Source organism: Rubrivirga marina, from assembly GCF_002283365.1.
GTDB classification, from domain to species: Bacteria; Bacteroidota; Rhodothermia; order Rhodothermales; family Rubricoccaceae; genus Rubrivirga; species Rubrivirga marina.
The window spans coordinates 181,477-198,843 of the sequence record NZ_MQWD01000001.1 but is presented as its reverse complement, the minus strand read 5'-3'; the positions used below and the strand labels follow the sequence as shown (position 1 = coordinate 198,843).

The 17,367-nt window shown below is 74.9% G+C and carries 13 protein-coding genes; 4 read left to right on the top strand and 9 right to left on the bottom strand.

What is annotated here, in order from left to right:
* Nucleotides 1-24: 24 nt before the first annotated feature.
* Nucleotides 25-3,546 carry an ABC transporter permease/M1 family aminopeptidase gene (locus BSZ37_RS00655; RefSeq protein WP_095508691.1) on the bottom strand — a complete coding sequence of 1,174 codons (3,522 nt, stop codon included), beginning with the start codon at nucleotides 3,544-3,546 and terminating at the stop codon, nucleotides 25-27.
* A complete protein-coding gene (locus BSZ37_RS00650) occupies nucleotides 3,546-4,409 on the bottom strand; it encodes an ABC transporter ATP-binding protein (protein WP_095508690.1) in 864 nt (287 codons plus the stop codon). Before BSZ37_RS00650 ends, BSZ37_RS00655 begins: the two co-directional genes overlap by 1 nt.
* A gap of 88 nt (nucleotides 4,410-4,497) precedes the next feature.
* On the opposite strand from BSZ37_RS00650, the gene BSZ37_RS00645 reads away from it, so the two are divergent.
* Together BSZ37_RS00645 and BSZ37_RS00640 are read left to right on the top strand one after the other, a co-directional pair.
* Nucleotides 4,498-5,481 (top strand): LysR family transcriptional regulator, encoded by a 984-nt coding sequence (locus tag BSZ37_RS00645; protein ID WP_095508689.1) that lies wholly within the window; start codon nucleotides 4,498-4,500, stop codon nucleotides 5,479-5,481.
* Between the two features lie 234 nt (nucleotides 5,482-5,715).
* A complete protein-coding gene (locus BSZ37_RS00640; RefSeq protein ID WP_095508688.1) occupies nucleotides 5,716-6,474 on the top strand; it encodes a DUF2268 domain-containing putative Zn-dependent protease in 759 nt (252 codons plus the stop codon).
* Nucleotides 6,475-6,861: 387 nt separating this feature from the next.
* Here the strand turns inward: BSZ37_RS00640 and BSZ37_RS00635 are convergent, their stop codons facing one another.
* The 6 genes from BSZ37_RS00635 to BSZ37_RS00610 form a co-directional block, all read right to left on the bottom strand.
* On the bottom strand, nucleotides 6,862-7,407 hold the full coding sequence (locus tag BSZ37_RS00635; RefSeq protein ID WP_095508687.1) for a GNAT family N-acetyltransferase: 546 nt from the start codon (nucleotides 7,405-7,407) through the stop codon (nucleotides 6,862-6,864).
* Between the two features lie 197 nt (nucleotides 7,408-7,604).
* On the bottom strand, nucleotides 7,605-9,008 hold the full coding sequence (locus BSZ37_RS00630; protein WP_095508686.1) for a T9SS type A sorting domain-containing protein: 1,404 nt from the start codon (nucleotides 9,006-9,008) through the stop codon (nucleotides 7,605-7,607).
* A 122-nt stretch (nucleotides 9,009-9,130) separates the two neighbouring features.
* Complete coding sequence (locus BSZ37_RS00625) at nucleotides 9,131-11,365, bottom strand: hypothetical protein (RefSeq protein WP_095508685.1); 2,235 nt, start codon at nucleotides 11,363-11,365, stop codon at nucleotides 9,131-9,133.
* 18 nt (nucleotides 11,366-11,383) lie between these two features.
* Nucleotides 11,384-12,331, bottom strand: a complete 948-nt coding sequence (locus tag BSZ37_RS00620) for a c-type cytochrome (protein WP_095508684.1) — start codon at nucleotides 12,329-12,331, stop codon at nucleotides 11,384-11,386.
* A 130-nt stretch (nucleotides 12,332-12,461) separates the two neighbouring features.
* Entirely contained in the window at nucleotides 12,462-13,631 is a 1,170-nt protein-coding gene (locus BSZ37_RS00615; protein WP_095508683.1) for an OmpA family protein, read from the bottom strand.
* Between the two features lie 70 nt (nucleotides 13,632-13,701).
* Nucleotides 13,702-14,181 (bottom strand): quercetin 2,3-dioxygenase, encoded by a 480-nt coding sequence (locus tag BSZ37_RS00610; RefSeq protein WP_095508682.1) that lies wholly within the window; start codon nucleotides 14,179-14,181, stop codon nucleotides 13,702-13,704.
* A 220-nt stretch (nucleotides 14,182-14,401) separates the two neighbouring features.
* Here BSZ37_RS00610 and BSZ37_RS00605 point away from each other — a divergent pair, with 220 nt between their 5' ends.
* Both BSZ37_RS00605 and BSZ37_RS21710 read left to right on the top strand, forming a co-directional pair.
* Nucleotides 14,402-15,517, top strand: coding sequence for a helix-turn-helix transcriptional regulator (locus BSZ37_RS00605; RefSeq protein ID WP_095508681.1), 1,116 nt, complete (start codon nucleotides 14,402-14,404; stop codon nucleotides 15,515-15,517).
* Between the two features lie 180 nt (nucleotides 15,518-15,697).
* Nucleotides 15,698-16,621, top strand: coding sequence for a helix-turn-helix transcriptional regulator (locus BSZ37_RS21710; protein ID WP_218830354.1), 924 nt, complete (start codon nucleotides 15,698-15,700; stop codon nucleotides 16,619-16,621).
* Here the strand turns inward: BSZ37_RS21710 and BSZ37_RS00595 are convergent.
* Complete coding sequence (locus BSZ37_RS00595) at nucleotides 16,605-17,222, bottom strand: cupin domain-containing protein (protein WP_095508680.1); 618 nt, start codon at nucleotides 17,220-17,222, stop codon at nucleotides 16,605-16,607. The genes BSZ37_RS21710 and BSZ37_RS00595 overlap by 17 nt on opposite strands.
* Between the last annotated feature and the right edge of the window lie 145 nt (nucleotides 17,223-17,367).

Here is a 17,367-nt window from a genome sequence, read left to right as displayed (position 1 = left end):
CCCGACACGCGAGCAGTACGACCTCTAAGGGGTGGCTCCCGACCTACCCGCTCCCACGGCAACGACGTGCCCCTCAGGGTCCACGTCTACGCGGCGCACGAGGGGATCGACGGCGACGAACGCCGGCCGGTGGTCCGTGACGAGCCGGACGACGGGGCGCTCCCCCTGAACGCGGACGGTGCGGACGGAGGTCGGCTCCGCCCCCTCAGCGGGGTCTTCGGCGTAGACGCCGAGGTCGAGGGGCTCATCGACCGGGAGCTGGCGGTCGCCATCGGTGCGCGCGATCCGGAGACGGACCGTCACGTCGAACCGCCCGTCGGCGCGAGGCGTGGCCGTGGCGCGCTCGACGCCGAGGTCGTAGAGGACGACGCGGCGCGCCCAGTCGTCCACGAGCGGCCGCGCCTCGGGCGAGGCCACCGCGCGGACGGCGGCGCGCCAGTCGGCGGGCGACACGCGGCGCTCTGGGCGCATCAGCGTCGCCAGCGCCGCGTCGAGCGCGTCCTCGCCGAGGAGCCCGTACAGCCCGTTCATGACGACGGCCCCCTTCCCGTAGTAGAGGTGCGGCTGGTCGGTCACGTCCGCCAGCGGGGGCTCGGGGCCGGCCGCCTCGGTGCGGCCCCAGGCGTAGCGGTCCCGGTCGTAGCCCACGAGGCGGGCCACCTGGCCGTCGCCGTAGAGCGCGCGGATCACCTTCTGCTCGCCGTACTTCGCCATCGACTCGACGAGGAACACGTCGCCGGGGCCACCGGTCGGCCGGGCCGTGTGGCCCCACCACTGGTGCGCCACCTCGTGCGCGACCCGACGGGAGACGAGGTCGAGGCGGTCGGCGTCGCGCGGGTCCGTGAGGAAGCCGCGGTCCTCGGTGAACGCGATGAGGCCGGGGAAGGCGAAGCCCGCGAACGGCCAGCCCGCCGGGACCTCGGCGATCCGGAGCGTCCGGTGGGGGTACCGCCCCCACGCCGCGCCGAGCACGTCGAGCGACGCCGTCGCCGCGCGGAGCATCCGGGGCACGTTGGCGCCGTGGGCGGGGTGGGCGTACACCTCGACCGTCACCCCGTCGTGCTCCGCCACGTGCCGCTCGTAGCGCGCCGAGGCGACGCCGAAGACGGGCGTCACGGGCGTGGCCGTCACGAAGCGGGCGTGCGGGCGGCCGTCCTCGGACCACGTCCGGCGGAGGTCGCCCGGGGCCACGGCCGTCTGGCCGGGCGCGGTCGAGACGGTGAGGTCGAGCGTCATCCCGATCGGGTCGGGCCCCGCCTCGGGGGCGGTAGGCGTCGTCTCGGTGTCCTTCGGAGGAAGGCCGAGGCGGCGACGGTCGCGGGCGTCCTCGACCTCGAAGCTCGACAGGTAGCCGACCTCCGGGATGAGCCGCATGGAGGTGAGATACGTGCCGTCGGCCACAACCGAGCGGTCGCCGCCATCGGCTGAGAGGCCGCGCGGGCGGAGGCGGACGCGAAAGGCGAGCGCGGCCGTGTCGCCGGGCGCGAGCGGGCCGGCGAACGCGTGCATCCCGAACCGCTCGTCCGAGACCGCGGGCGCCGCGCCGTCCAGCGTGAGCGCGGCCAGGTCGAGGTCGCGACGGACCGTGACCCAGACCGTGTCGATCGGAATCGCCTCGCGGTTGACGACGCGGAGCGTGCCGGCCACGTCGGCCGCCTGCGCCTTGGGGCGGAGGTCGATGGCGGCACGCAGAGCGACGGGCCGGGGCTCGGGGAGGGCGTCGATCCGGGCGTAGGCCCGCTCGTAGTCCGCGCGCCACACGAGCTGCGCGCGGGAGGTCTCGAACCCGGCCGCGACCGTCGTCTGGTAGGCGGTCCACCCTCCGACGACGGCGACGGCCACGCCCGCCGCCAGTGCGCGGCGACGGCCGCGTACGCCGAGACGGGCGGGCAATGCTGCGAGCCGCTGGCGCAGAGGCTCGAGGGGTCCGCGCGGCGCAAGCGCCGGCGCGACAAGGGCCAGGGCGACCGCGACGACGGCCCAGAACGCCATCAGCCCCACGAAGGACGTGACGGCGTGGGCGCTCGGCCCGAACGCCGAGGCGGGCAGGACCGGCCCGTCGGCGAACCGGAGCATCGGGTGCTCCAGACCGACCGCCCCGCCCCGCCGCATCGAGACGGCGAGCGCGGCGCCCGCGAGGAGGCCGACGTACCGGTTTGGCACGAGCGACTGGAGGGCGAGGACGGCGACGGCCAGGAGCGCGAGGGGTCCCAGGGTCGTCGCGGCGAAGGCGAGGTGTCGGAGCGGCTCCAGGGCCGCGCCGCCCTCGACGCGCTGGACGCCCACAGCCGCGATCATCGCAATCCCGACGAGCCACGCGACGCCCGCGACGAGCGTCGCCACATGAGCCGCGAACCGGGCGCCATCTGGCGCGGCCGTCGCGTCGAGCAGGGCGTCCATCCCGGTCGACCGGTCGCGCCACGCCAGCTCGGCGCCGACGTTGACGACGGCCACCGCGCCGACGTCGAGGAGCACACCCCAGAGTTGGCCCAGCAGAAGCCCCGTCGTCGGCCACTGGCGGGTCCCGTACTCGGCCCCGTCGGTGACGCCGAGGACCTCCCAGGCGACGTAGGCCCAGACGACGGCGAGCACCCACAGCGGGCGGCTCGTGACGAGGAAGCGGAGGCCCTGCCGCAGCGAGGCGACGAACGCAGTCCAGGCGCCCCCCGTCGGCAGGACGGGCGCGTAGGCCGCCGTCGGCGCCGGGACGTCGGCCTGCGCGCGTCGGCGGGGCTGGCGCGTGATCGCCTCGGGCCGCCAGCGGGCGTGGACGACCCCGAGCCCGGCCGCGACGACCGCCAGCCACAGCAGCCGGTTCACCAGGAGCGGGCCCGTCAGGACCACGGCCTCGACGCTCTTCATGTCGGGGGTCCACGCCCGCGTCTGCGCGTAGACGGCCATCACGCCGAACGGGTCGAGGACCGCCGCGCGGGCGAGGAGCGCCCCCGTCGCCGGCTCTGAACCGGCCATCATCGGCGAGCCCATGAGGAACGACGCGCCGAAGTAGCCGAGGTACAGCCCGATGGCCGTCACGTAGGTCGCCAGCGACGACCGCGTGAGGGCGGCCACTCCGTAGAGCGCCGCACCCGAGACGAGCAGGTTGGGCAGGGCCAGCACGCCGAAGGCCCAGAGATAGGCGCCCGGCCGAAACGGCCCGACCTCCTCGGCCCCGACGGCGAACGGGAGCACGGCGAGGACGAGGAACCCGAGCGCGAGGACGACCGCCGCGACGGCCATCGCCCCAGCGAACCGGCCGAGCAGGAGGTCCGTCCGCGTCAGCGGGGCCGCGTGTACGAGCGGGGCCATGCCGGTCTCGGCGTCGCGGAGCGCCGCGCTCGCCACGACGACCGTTGCGACGAGGATCGCCGGCAGCGAGAGCAGCCCGGCCATGCCCGCCACGTTCCACGGCCCGTTGCGGAGGACCCCGTCTGGCCCGTGGCCCGTCGCGGCGAGGAGCGCGCACATCCCGGCGAAGCCGAGCGCGGCCAGGGCGAAGAGGAGCCGGCGCGTCTGGAGGCGCCATTCGAAGAGGGCGAGGGCACGCATCAGGCCGCGAGGGTGGCGAAGTAGACGTCTTCGAGGTCGGGGGCCACGGGCGCGAAGGCCGGCCCGGGCGAGGCGTCGGCGAGGACGTGGAGCCGCGTCCGCCCCGCCGCCAGCTGCGACGAGAGGACCGGGACCTCGGCGCGGATCGCGTCGGCCTCGGCGCGGTCGACCGTCGCACGCCACACGCGCCCGTCGAGCGCGGCGACGAGGTCGGCCGGGCGGCCCTCGGCGCGGACCTCGCCGCCGGCCAGCACGGCCACGCGTGGGCACAGCTGACGGACGTCCTCGACGATGTGCGTCGAGAGGAGCACCACCACGTCGTCGCCGACGCTGGCGAGGAGGGTGTAGAACCGGTTCCGCTCCTCGGGGTCGAGCCCAGCCGTCGGCTCGTCGACGATGAGGAGCCGCGGGCTCCCGAGGAGGGCCTGCGCGACGCCGAACCGCTGGCGCATCCCGCCCGAGAAGCCCGAGACGGCCTGGTGCCGGTGGGCCCACAGGTTGGTCTGGGCGAGGAGCGCCTCGACCTGTTCGCGACGCGCGGCCCGGTCCGCCAGCCCCTTGAGTTGGGCGAGGTGGTCGAGGAGCACGAGCGCCGAGACGCCGGGGTAGACGCCGAAGTCCTGGGGCAGGTACCCGAGGCGCCGCCGGTGGCCCACGGGGTCGGCGAGCACGTCGGCGCCGTCGAAGGTGATCGTGCCGGTGTCGGGCGCCTGGAGCGTCGCGAGCGTCCGCATGAGCGTGCTCTTGCCAGCGCCGTTGGGGCCGAGCAGGCCGAAGAGGCCGGGCTCGATCGTGAGCGACACGTCGTGGAGCGCCCGCACACCGCCGGGGTACGTCTTGGAGAGATGGGAGATCGTCAGCACTGGACCGAGGACAAGGTGACGGCCCTACGAGGCGCCCTCCGGAGGCGGTTGCGTAGCTTGGACTTGATGCAATCCGAAGGCTGAGCCTGTGATCACGTCGGAGGACCTCCGCTTCTTCTCTGTCATCGCGCGATCCGGCTCGGTCGCCGCCGCCGCCCGCCGGCTCGGCGTGACGCCCTCGGCGGCCGGCCAGCGGCTGGCAGCGCTGGAGCAGCGCGTTGGGGTCCGCCTCGCCGACCGCGACCGGCGGGGGCTCCGCCTGACCGACGAGGGCCGCCTCCTCGCCGACCGCGCCGCGCCTCTCGTGACCGAGATCGACGACCTCTCCGACGCGCTCGCCGCCCGTCGCGAGGAGGTCGGCGGTCACCTCCACGTCGTGGCCTCCCTCGGCTTCGGGCGGCGCCACGTGGCTCCTCTCGCCGCCCGGTTCCGCGAGCACTACCCCGCCGTCACGCTCGACCTCACGCTCACCGCTGCCCGGGTACCGGCGGCGGCGTACGACCTCTGGGTCCACATCGGCGAGCTCCGCGAGACCTCGCTCGTCGGCCGCCGCCTGGCCCCGAACGACCGGTGGCTCGTCGCCGCGCCGGCCTACCTCGCAGACGCCGGCACGCCTGCCGCCCCGGTCGACCTCGTAGACCATGCCCCCCTCGTGCTCCGCGAGAACGAGGAGGACACGTCGCTCTGGCGGTTCACGCGCGACGGCCGGGAGGACGCCGTGCGCGTCACGCCCGCCCTCGCGTCGAACGACGGCGAGGTGCTGCGGACCTGGGCCCTCGACGGCCTCGGTATGATGGTTCGATCCGAGTGGCACGTGGCCGACGATGTCCGAGCCGGCCGCCTCGTCCGCGTCCTCCCCGAGTACACCCTCCCCCCCGCCGACGTCACGGCCCTCCTCGGGTCCCGACGCGGCCGCTCGGCGCGGACGCAGGCGTTCCTCGACCTCCTGCTCGACGCGCTCGATCCTGCGCCATGGCGAGGTTCAGAGGGCGTTGGGAACAGCAAGGAGCCCTCTGCGCGCCCAGCGCTACCTGAGGCGCCCACAAGTTCTTGCCGGCGTGGTCGTGCCTAGGCAACCGGGCCTGAGGGCCAGATCACAGATCTTCGCGCGGGAAGGGAGCCCAGCGAAGTCCTCCTCACGACCGGCGACCACCTCGACGAGGTGGCCACGACCACCATCGCAATGCTCATCCCCTCGCCGAGCTTCTCCGCGCCCCTGTAACCTTCGCGGGGTGGCCGACGTCCGGCTAAGCAGTTTGATCGTCACGGCTTACCGCCCCACCCTGTCTCGCCCTCCTCGCGTCTCATGGTTTGTCACCGCGTCGCGCTCCTCCTCTTCGCGTCGCTCGTCGCGTCGCGGGCGCCCTCGGCGGAGCCCGGCCTGGAGGTCGAGTTCGCCGAGAGCCCCACGTTCGACTTCGCCGGGAGTGCCCCGCCGGACCTGGCGGCCACCCCGTTCACGGTGGACGAGAAGGCGCGGATCGCGGAGGTCGTCGTCGACGTCGAGGCGAGGTCCCGCGCGCTCCTGGCGGACCTCCCCCGACGGATTCGCGTCGTGGTCGCGCGCGTGGACCGCGACCTCTCGGGCGTCGGCGGAGTGTCGGGGCGCGCGGACGCGCCAGGCGAAGTGCTCATCGAGATCTCCCGCCGGCTCGAGGGGGGGCCTGCCGCGGCGGCCGGGCTCCGGAACGCGCTTTTCCACGAGCTCCATCATCAGGCGCGGGGCTGGACCATCCGCGAGAACCGCTTCGGGCCGGGGATCGCCGTCGCGGCGGTCAATGAGGGGCTGGCCGAGGTGTTCGCCGAGGAGCAGACCGGGCGGGTGCTCGCGGCCAACGAGTACCCCGACGACGTGGACGAGTGGGCCCGCGAGATCCTGGCGCTCCCGAACGACGCGGACTACGTCGAGTGGATGTTCGCGCACCCGGACGGACGGGAAGCGATCGGCTACCGGACGGGCCGGTACCTCGTGCACCGGGCGATGGCGAACTCGGGGAAGACCGTGTTGGAGCTCTCGGAGCTCTCCCCCCAAGAGATCATCGGGCTCGCGCAGCTCAACCCGTGATGGCCTGAGCGGTCCGAGCTTCCGGAGAGCTCGGCCAGCGCAGAGCTCGGGGGACGATCGTAGGGCGTGCTGTGGGAGAGCCCAACTGACGCGGCAACCGTCGAGCGGGCCCAATTTGCAGAGGGGTCCCACAACCGGTCCGTCCTCGCGGAGGCACGATGGCAGCGGGGTGGTCGGTGCAGAGCCTCGCTGTAGCGGGTTCGTTGCCGGTGCGACAGTCACGCCTCCCGTCTCACAACGGCCCCTTTCGCCGGCGCTGAGGCAGTCCTCCCACAATGGCCCTGGTGGGGCCGATTCCGTACGGAAACCCATTCAGAAACAGTGTCCGGTCCCCTCCCGACCCCGCGTCTTTCCGTACGCCGTCGGCCGAGGTGAGCGGGAGGCCGCCTAGCACCGCGCCCCCTCGCACCGCACCGTCCCCACGTCCGCGCCCGGTCCCATCGGCGCAAACCCGCACCGCTCCAGCACTCGGACCGACGCCACGTTCTCAACCGTCGTGTGGGCGACGACGCGCGCGACTTCGGGGGCCGTCAGCGCCCGCTCGACGGGGGCCTGCGCGAGCTCGGTCGCGAATCCGTTCCCCTGGCGCTCTGGGGCGGTAGAGGATCCGATCTCTACGGCGCCGTTGGGCTCGGGTGGGCCGGGATAGCCCCCCCGCGCCGATGAGGCGTCTCGGTTCCTCGGCCTCCGGACGAGAGATGGCATACCACCCGTACCACCCCACGGCGGCCGGTCCGTCCTGGAACCACCGCTCATGGAAATACGCCACGGCGTCGCGATCGTACTCCCCGGGAGGCAACTCTTCGGCACCTCCGCATCGAGGAGCGAGGAGAGCCGTTCCGGAGCGTCGAGTTCGCCGGCCATGTGATCGAGTCTGGCTGAGAGGAGTTCAAGGCGGACCGCCCGCATCCGCAGGGGAGTGCGCTGACGCATGTGGCAAGGGCTAGAGGGGTGCGCGCTACTGTCGAGCGCTTCGGGAAGCAGGAACGAGCTCTCTGCGTCTGGAACGGTGCGGCGGGGGTCCGAACGAAGGGCCTCGACAAGACCCACCCGGTCGCGGTCCAGCACAGCACAACTCGGCCATCTGGAGGGAAGCGGGCGTGGGGCGGAAGTCGTGGCCGGACGAGGGCCTAGCGTCTGACGACGAGGCGAGAGACCGACCCGCCAGGGGCTTGGGCGCGGACGATGTAGGTCCCTGCCGGCCACCCCGAGGCGTCGACGGCCAGCCGGGTCGGATTCGACGTCGCCCCTTCGTAGACGACGGCGACGCGGCGGCCGAGCACGTCGAACACGGCCACCTCGACGTGCTGCCCGACTGGCGCCGCGAGGTGGAGCGTGAGCGGTCCGTGCGTCGGGTTTGGCGAGGGCGGCGAGAGCGCGAGGGCGCCTTGCGTCGGGTCCCACGGGTCGGGCTCGTCCGCCGTCGGCGTGGCCGTCTCGACGTGGAGCCGCCAACCGGCGTACGGCGCCTCTGGGCTCCCGTAGTAGAGGACGGCCGGCGTGGCCTCGTCCGGCGTGACCGTGACCAAGTCGCCGTCCGAGGCCGGCGCGCCGACGACGCCCGCCGTGTACGGGGCGGCCCCGGCCTCGTCCGTGGCGAGGCCGAATGGCGTGGCGGCGGGGACGCCCGCCAGTCGGAACGTGTAGGTCACGCCGCGCCGGAGGACGACCTCGCGGCCTGAGATCCCGTCCAACTCGAACGCCTGCGCCGACCCCCGGCCGGCGAGCGGGTGAGTCGGCGGCTTCTCCGCGAGCGTGACCTCGAACTCGGTCGCCGTCTCGACGGCGTGGACGAGTTCGTTCTGGAGCGCGTAGAGGACGGCGGGCGGCTCGGCCCCGTCCGCCTCGGGGAGGCCTTCGACGGCGAACAGGACCGCCGCGAGCGCGGCGACCGGGCGCTCGACCCGGAGCAGGAGCGCCTGCCGGAGCCGCGCGCCGACGTGGAACGGCTGCTCGGTCACGAGGGCCTCCAGCGCTGCGAGGGCTTCGGCCGTCCGGCCCCGGGCCGCCGCGACCTCGGCCACGCGGAGTGCGTGCGCGGCCACGTCGTCGGCCGTCGGCGACGACGGCGCGGCCTCGACCGTCACCTCGATCATCGGCGCGGAGACGTCGTCGGTCAACCCTAGCGCCATCGCATCGAGCGTGAGGCGGAGGGTGTAGGCTCCGGGCACGAGCGCGGCCGTGGCGTCGGACGAGAGCGCCCACGCCCACGTCGCGCCCTCCTCCCCCGTGACCTGGACGGCCCCGGCCGGCGCGGTGGCGGCCTCGAACGGCCACAGCGCGGGCTGGCCCTGCGCGTCGGCGACATCGAGCCGGAACGCGCCGGCCCACCCGCCGCCGACCGGCACCACGGTGACCGGCTCCGCCTCGGGCGTGAACGCCTGGCGGTGGAGGAGCTGCGCGACGACGAGGGCGGGCCGCCCCTGGACGAGTCGGGCGTCGGCCGAGTGGTCGACGGAGACCGTGAGCACGACGGGCGCGTCCTGCGTGGCGGCCGGCGGTGTGCCCGCGAACAGGAGGACCGCCCAGAGCATGGAGGAAAGGAGGGGCGGGTGCACGGAGCGGCGGGCGCTGTGGCTGGTCATCACGGGGCGCATCGAGGCGGGGGGAGTGGACGAGAGGAGGGGACGACGCGGTGGGGGACCACGCCGGGGGCTCAGCGGGGATGGGTGTGGGCGTCGCTCACGCAGAGCTGGTGCGTGCACCCGCCACGCACGCGGCGGCCGGGGGCGTTGGCGTCGGCGTCGCCGTAGCGGGGCCGGGGGGCGTGACCCGGCGCGTTCGCGCCCGTCCCGGCCGCCAGCCGGCAGAGCCCGAGCCCGACGTGCTGCGGCGTCGCGTTCCAGTAGCGGAGCGTCGTCGCGGGCGACTCCGCCGAGATCTCGGCCACCTTGTACCGCATCACGCAGTCGTCGTCGCCGCTGTGCTGGCCGTGGTCGTACCCGACGAACACCTCGACCCCCGGCCGGCCGACGTCGGGGAACTGCGCGAGGACGGGCATGAACGGCCCGCCCTGCTCGTAGCGGACGTCGAGGTCGCGCCCGGACCCATCCCGGAAGACGTACGAGCCGTCGTCTGTTCGGGCCGGCTGCCCGTCGGGGCCGAGCTTCACCAGCCAGCGGGCGCCCCACTCGTCGCGCTCGCCGTGGTGCCACACGTTGACGCCGTGGAGGAGCTCGTGCGCGACGTGGGCGAGCCGGTACCGCCGGTCCACGGCGGGCTCGTTGGGCAGGGCCGTGGCGTAGCCGTAGTCGGCGAGGTCGATGTGCCGGGTGTGCCTCGGCGTGCCGGGCCCGGTCCCCGCCGCCCCGCCGGGGCCAGAGGTCACCTGGCGGAGCCACAGTCCGTGCTGGACGACCGCGTGCGGGCCGGCCGCCCGGTTCGGGTTGACGACCCGCGTGTCGTCGAGCTCCCACCACATGAACTGGTGGTGGACGGCGAGCCCGGTGATGGCCTCGAACAGCAAGATGCCCTCGGCGACGGTCCCGCCGATCGTGTTGAGCACCATGAGGTCCTTCCGGCGGGGGTCGGCCCTGAAGTGCCGGCCGTTCTCGACGAACCCCCGGTACTCTTGGTAGAGCGTAAGCCCGTCGCCCGCGTGGCCGTCCCCCTCGGGGAGCGCGTCGAGGTCGTCGGCGTCGCCGCCGCCGCCCACGCGGGCCTTCCACGCGTCGGCCACGAGCGAGCCCGGCGCTCGCTTCGGGAGCGGGACCGCCTCGACGCCGGGCTCGCCGATGAGGTGGCCGACGATCTCGCGCCCGCCGGGGAGCGTGGCCGTCACGCGGAGCGCGGTCCACCCCCCCCAGTCGTACGACGTGACGTCGGCCGCGGCGTCAGTCCCCGGCCCGGCCTCGATCCACTGGCCGTCCTCGCCGTCGCGGGCCGTCTCGTTCGTGACGGCTGTGAGCTTGAGGTCCAGCGTCGTGCGCGCGAGGGAGGGGCGGGGGTAGTTCATCGAGACGCCCGGCTCGCGCGACGTGCCGACGAGCTCGAACCGGAACCGGGCGGCCTGGACGGGCTCGCCGCCCGCCGAGCGGAGCCGGGCCGCCACGGCGATGGAGTTGCCCTCGGCGGCCTCGTCCGCGCCGGCCTCGGGGAGCCACGTGGCGTACCCGTCGGGCTCGACGATGAGCTCGACCTCCTGCGGAGCGCCCTGCCACGTCAGCCGCCACTCGTAGTGAAGCTGCGGGATGGTCTGACTCGGCCACTCGACGTTCTCCCCCTCGAGCACGCCGTTGCGGATGTAAAACTCCTCGGTCGTGCTGAAGCTCTTGAGGACCTGGCCGAGCGCACTCGCGGTGTGCTCGTAGACCTGGGTCCCGCTGGGGGTCTCGCACGTCCGGGTTCCCTTCACCCCCAATCCCAAGAGGTCGACCAGGAGCCCGGCGTCGTACGTGCTGTCCGCGGTGTTCACGAAGACCTGCCCGGAGACCCGCTGGTCGCCGTCGGGCTGGAGGGAGATCGTTCGCGAGCCCGAGTATTCGCACGAGCCGCTCTGCCCGCTCGCCGTCCACACGGCCGAGCCGTCGAGGAGGCGGTACGTCTCGATCATCTCGTCGGTCTCGGTGTGGCGGAAGCGGACTTCCGCCTCGATGGTCTCCACCAGACCGCTCGTGCTCACGTAGATGGACTTCGCGGTGCCCGCGATGATGCGGTCCTGGCCCGTCCCGGCCGACCCGGCGGCGTGGAAGTCGGAGCCGCCGGCACGCCCGTCGTGGGCCCGCGCCGCGCTGGCGGCAGCCGTCGGCCCGGCGACGAGTGGTCCGGCGAGAGGGACGGGGAGTGGGGCCGGCCGGCCCGACGCGGCGGGCGCGCTCGGGGGCGAGACGAGGCCCGCGAACGCCGCGATGAGCGCAACGGCGAGGGCGGCGACAAGGTGGAGAGTGCGCATGGAAGCGGTAGGAAAGGCTCAGCGCGAGACCGCCAGCGGATCGCCGGCCGGCCGTTCGGGGAGCGCGCGGAGGTAGAGGTAGAGCGCGCGGAGGTCGTCGTCGCTCATCGGCCGGGTCATCGTCCACGGCATGACGAGCGAGTCCATCGGCGCGGCGTCGGGGCGGAGGCCGGTGCGGAGGGCGTGCGCGAACGCGGCCTCCGTCCACCGCCCGGCCGTGCCGGTCGCGGTGAGGTCGGGCGCGGGCACGCCGTCGGGGCCGTGGGCCGGGGCGCCCGCGAGGTCGGGGCCGTGGCACCCCTGGCAGCTCGTGGCGAGGTAAGCCCCGTAGGCCACGGTCGGGCCGGCCTCGGGCGCCGCCGCCCGGGGCGCCGCGTGCGGGATCGTCTCGGCCGGGAGGAGCGGGACCTGCCCGGCGAGGAAGAGCGCGCGCCCCACCGGGCCGACGCGGCTCGCGGGGAGCGCCCGCTCGACGGGCCGGACCGTCTGGAGGTACGCCACGAGGTCGGCCACGTCGCGGTCCGAGAGCCCGTGGTACTCGTGCGACGGCATGAGGAGGAGCCCGCGCCCGTCCGGCGCGACGCCGTGGCGGACGGCCCGGTCGACGTCCCGCGCCGTCCAGCCGGCCAGTCGACCGCCCGGCGTGAGGTTCGTCGGGACGATCCTCGCGAAGGCCGGGTCGTCGATCATCACCTTCCCGCCGAGGTCGCCGGCGTGGCAGCCGGTGCACCCGCGCGTGACGGCGAGGTGGGCGCCCCGCGCGACGGCGGCGCTGTCGGTTTCGGCGTCGGCGAGGAGCACGGCCTCGGGGACCGCGAACCGCTGGGCGAGACGCCGCTCGCTGAGGCCGTAGACGGCCACGGCGAGCACGGCGACGACGAGGGCCAGCCCGGCGACGGCGCGCCCGGCGATTCGGAGGAGCCGGCGGGCGGTCGGGCGGTGGGGGGTGTTCGGAGCGGTCGGCATGGCGAGAAGGCGTAGGGGACCCGTGCCGCCGGCGCCGCGGCGCCGACGGACCCGCCCGGCGGCGGGGGGCTCGTCTGGACGGAGGGCCCCGGCCGCCGTACACGGGCCGTCGGGGCTGCGCGGTGTCGGGTTAGAGGCGGGCGAGCGCGACGCGCCGGTTCTGCTGGCGGCCCTCGGGCGTCGCGTTGTCGGCGACGGGCTGGTCCGGCCCGAATCCCTGGGCCTCCAGCCGGTCGGCCGCCACGCCCTTCGCGGCGAGGGTTGCCGCGACGGCCTCGGCGCGGGCCTGGGAGAGCGTCCGGTTCGTCTCGGCCGAGCCCGTCGCGTCGGTGTGGCCCTCGACGCGGACGCGGACCTCGGGGTGCGCCGCGAGCGAGGCCGCGACGGCGTCGAGGACGGGCCCGGACTCCGGCCGGAGCGTGGCCCGGCCCGTGTCGAACACGACGCCCGTCAGCACGAGCGGGGCCTCGGGCGCGGCCTCGACGACGGCCGCGGCGACGGCCGGCAGGTCGCGCCCCCCCTCGGCGAGGCGGAAGTCGCCGAAGTAGGCCGGCTTCCCCTGCTCTGCCTTCACGACGAACCGGACCCGTCGCGAGCGGCCGAGCGCCGCGTTCGGGACGTTCGCCACGCGCGTCCCGTTGACGTACACCTTCACGTAGTCGCCGTCGGCCATCACCTTCACCGGGAACGGCGCGTCGGGCTGGGGGAGCGCCGAGGGCCGTGCGGCCGAGCGGTTCCGCGACTCGACCCCGCTCTCGTAGAGGCTGAGCCCGACGTGGTGCGTGGGGTCGTCGCTGAAGTACAGGTCCTGGGAGGCCCCGTGCGGGATGGCCGCCTCGAACTCGAACGTGAACCGCTCGGGGAGCGCCTCGGGCAGCTCGATGGCGAACTCGGCCCACGACGTCGCGCGGAGCCACCGGCGGCCCTGCCATTCGGCCGTCTCCATGTTGCCGGAAACGAACGCGAGCCGACGGGGGAAGTCGCCGAGCGTCTCGGCCGTGAAGTCGTCGGCGAAGAGGACGTGCTCGCCCGGGACGAAGTCGTAGTTGACGAGGGCGGCCGCGACGGCCGGGCCGCCGGCGGGATCGACGGGGTCTGGGGCTGGGGCGCTGGTCGGGGCGCCGACGGCGCCATCAATGGCGTCCGTCGCGGCCTGGTCGGCGCGGCGCTCGGCCTCACGGTCGACGGCCTGCTCGACCCCGCGCTGGGCGGCCCGGCGGGCGCGGCCGAGGAGGCCCTGCGCCTCGGTCGGAGGAACTGCGAAGGCGAGGACGATGGCCAGAAGAGAGAGGCGTGTCATGGTCTTTGTGTCGGAAAGGGGCGCGGGCGGCCTCTCGGGCGGGCCGCCCGCGCGGAGTGGGGGGCGGCGCTCAGCGTGCGCCGGCAGCCGAGGGCGGCGGGAGGAACGCGATGTGGAAGTCGGGGGCGGCAGCCATCAGCCGCTCGACGACCTCGCCGTCGACGACGCCCGGCTCGGGCGTGCCCACCGCGGCGAAGTACCCCTCGAACCCGCCCGGCGCGACGACCACGACGAGGCGGCTCTCGTGTTCGCTGAGGTTCCGGAAGGTGTGGGGCACGCCGGCCGGGACGTGGGCCACTTGGCCCGGATCGCAGACGACGGTCTCGCCGTCGACCCAGAACTCGAACCGGCCGCTGGCGACGTAGAGCGTCTCGCTCTCGCGCTCGTGGACGTGCGGCGGCGGGCCGCTCGCGGGCGGGACGTCCGAGGTGAACATCCCGAACTGGCCGTCGGTCTCGTCGGTCGAGAGGAGCACCTCGACGCGCTCGGGGCCGACGTAGTGGACGCGGCGGGGGGAGGTGAGGAGAGTGGGCAGGGCCTCGATTTCCATCGGAGTTGGGGTGGTAAAGGGGAGGCGGGGGGTGGCCCCTCGCCGACGCCCCACGCTACCGGGCTGAAGGGGGTCGCCTTATGGGCATCGTTGCCTATTTCCCGCCGGGCCCCCGTGAAGAGACCGTGGGGCGCATCCGGTGGCCTCCCGTTTTCGAAGGGGCCGGGCTAGGCGGGGCCCCGGCCACGCTCTACTTTCGCCGCGTTTCGCCGCCGCCCCGATGGCGCTCTCGCTCACGTCGGCCGACCTGGCCCGGATGGAGGTCGCCACCCGCACCCTCCTCTCCCCACTCGCCGCGCCGTCCGTGGACGCGTGGAGGGCCGAGGCCATGCGCGCGTTCGCCGACGCGCTCGGTGCGGAGACGGCCACGTTCACGCTCGCGGGCCAGCCCCAGGTCGTGGTGGCGCACGGCCTGGACGACCAGACGGCCCGCGGGATCGACGCGTTCACGTCCGGTCCCTGGTCCGGCGCCGGCCCCTCGCCCGACCCCGCCCTGGACGTGTTCTACGACGCGCTCGTCCGTCACGACGTCGGCGTCTGGGACTTCTACGTGACCGACAAGCTGCTCGGCGGACAGGGGCTCGCGTGGGGCACGACGTTCTACAACGAGGTCCTCGCGCCTGGCCGCGCCCACGAGACCCACGCGGTCTTCGTCCCCGGCGCGTCGGGGGCGGCCATGCTGACCGCCCACGCCTTCCGGCGGTCGCCGGAACCCGGCGAGACCCTCCCCCTGCTCGCCGCGCTCCGCCCCGCGTTCGCAGCCGGTCTCGACGCGCTCGCCCGCCACGCCGCCCACCGCCGGGCGCTCGACGCGCTCGACCAGCCCGTCGCCGCGTTCGACGCCGACGGCCGCGAGACGCACCGGACCCCCGCGCTCGCCGCCGCGCTCGCCGCCGACCCCGACCGCGAGCGCGTCGAGATCGAGCTCCGCGCGCTCGCGGCCGGCCTCCGCGCCCTCGCGTTCCCCCGAGCTGGGGGCGCGCCCGCCCTGCCGGTCGTCGCCCGCGAAGTGTCGACGGCGCGCGGGCGCTACGCGCTCCGCGGGGTGCTCGTCGGGCCCGAGGCGTTCGGAGGGACCGACGCCCTCCTCGTGTCGGTCGAGGTGCCGGGAGGGCCGGCCTTCCCGTCCCCCGAGGCCCTGCGCGCCCGGTTCGGGCTGACGAAGCGGGAGGCCGAGGTGGCCCTCCTCCTCACCGAGGGGCTCACGAACGACGCCCTCGCCGCGCGGATGTTCGTCTCGCCCCACACGGCCCGGCACCACGTCGAGGCGGTGCTGCTCAAGCTCGACGTGCCCGGCCGGGCCGCCGTCGCCGCGAGGCTCCTCCAGCCCGCCTGACGATGGCCCTCTCGCTCACGTCGGCCGACCTCGCCCGCGTCGAAGCGGCCCAGCGCGCGCTGCTCTCGCCGCTGGCGGCCTCCACGCCCGAGGCGTGGGGGCATGAGGTCATGCGCACCGTCGCCGACGCGTTCGGCGCCGAGGGCGGCACGCTCTACCTCCCCGGCGCGGCCCCAGCTCGTGCACGGGCACGACGACGCCCACGCCGAGATGCTGCGCACGTTCTGCGGTCCTGTCGCCGAAGGGGGCGGCGGGCCGGACCCGCTCCTCGACGAGGCGTACCGGCTGATCACGCGGCCGGGGACGGCGGTGGGCGACCTCCACACCGTCGACCACCTGCTCGGCGCGACGGGGACGGCCTTCAACACGCTGTTCTACCACGAGGTGCTCCGCCCCTTCGGCACGGCCGACGCGCAGTCCATCGTCTGCGCCACGCCCGCCGGGATCGTCCACCTCACGGCGACGCAGCTCCGCCGCCCGCCCGAGCCCGGCGAGCACGTGCCGCTGTTGCGCGTGCTCGCGCCGGCCCTCACCGCCGGGCTCGACGCGCTCGGCCGGCTCGCGGCGCACCGGCGCTCACTCGACGTCGTCCAAGACCCACTCGCCGCGTTCGACGCCGACGGGCGCGAGGCGCACCGCAACCCCGCGCTCGTCGCCGCCCTCGCCGCCGACCCCGAGCGCGAGCGGGTCGAGGGAGCGCTCCGGCTCGTCGCCCGCGCGCTCGCCCCGCTCGCGTTCAAGGCGACCGGCGCGGCGCCCACGCCGGTCGTGCGCGAGGTGCAGACGGCCTGCGGGCGCTACACGCTCCGCGGCGTGCTCGTCGCGCCGGGCGCCTTCGGTGGGACCGACGCCTTCCTCGTGACGGTCGACCCGCCGGGCGGGCCGGCGCTCCCAACGCACGAGGCGGTCCGCGCGCGGCACGGGCTGACGCGGCGGGAGGCCGAGGTGGCCCTCCTCCTCGCCGAGGGGCTGAGCAACGAGGCGCTGGGCGCGCGGCTGTTCGTCTCGAAGCACACGGCGCGGCACCACGTCGAGGCCATCCTCCTCAAGCTCGACGTGCCCGGCCGCGCGGCCGTCGCCGCCCGGCTCATGCAGCCGGCGTAACGGCCCGCCTCGGCCCGGCGATGGGTGGAGTGACGGGCGACGGGCCTGCCGGCCGGTCGAGCGGGGCGGGGGCGTCGGCGTACGCCGCGTACTTCCCGAGAACGTGTCCGAGAGCGACCACGATGGGAAAGACGAGCCTCCGGACGAATGCCGGGATCGCCGTCATCGAGAACTCGCTCCGGTAGCGGTGCGCGAGGAACGCCGCGTCGAACGGGTCCGGCCGGCTGCCCCCGTTCCGCTTCTGCGACGCGAACAGCTCACGGAGGAGATACTCGACGTTGCCGGCCGGCTCGATCCACCCCGAGCACCGGAGGTCGCCGTCGCCGGCGTTCCAAAACCGGTGGGCCTCGCCCGCGCGGAAGATGACCGTCTCGCCCGGTCCCGCGAAGGCCGGCGGTTCGCCCGCCCGCTCGTACCCGAGCCGGCCCTCGGCGACGGTGAACGCCTCGTCCTCGAAGTGGTGAACGTGCATCGGCGGCCCGGCGCCTGGGGCGACGAGGGTCTTGCCTTCCAGGCGGGCCCCGCGTGGGGTCGCGATCCGGCGGACGAACGTGAGCCGCTCACCGAGGCCGTTGTCGATGGTGTAGGGGTAGGGGGGCATGAGAGGGTGGGGCAAGAGGACGTCCGATCTCGAGCGCGGAGACCGGCGATGTCCCACGGTACCCGTCTGCCCGTTCGCGCTCCGTGGGCAGAACGGCCTATTTGTGGCGGGGCCGCACCGCCTGCCCCTCGTCGTGAGGCCTTCC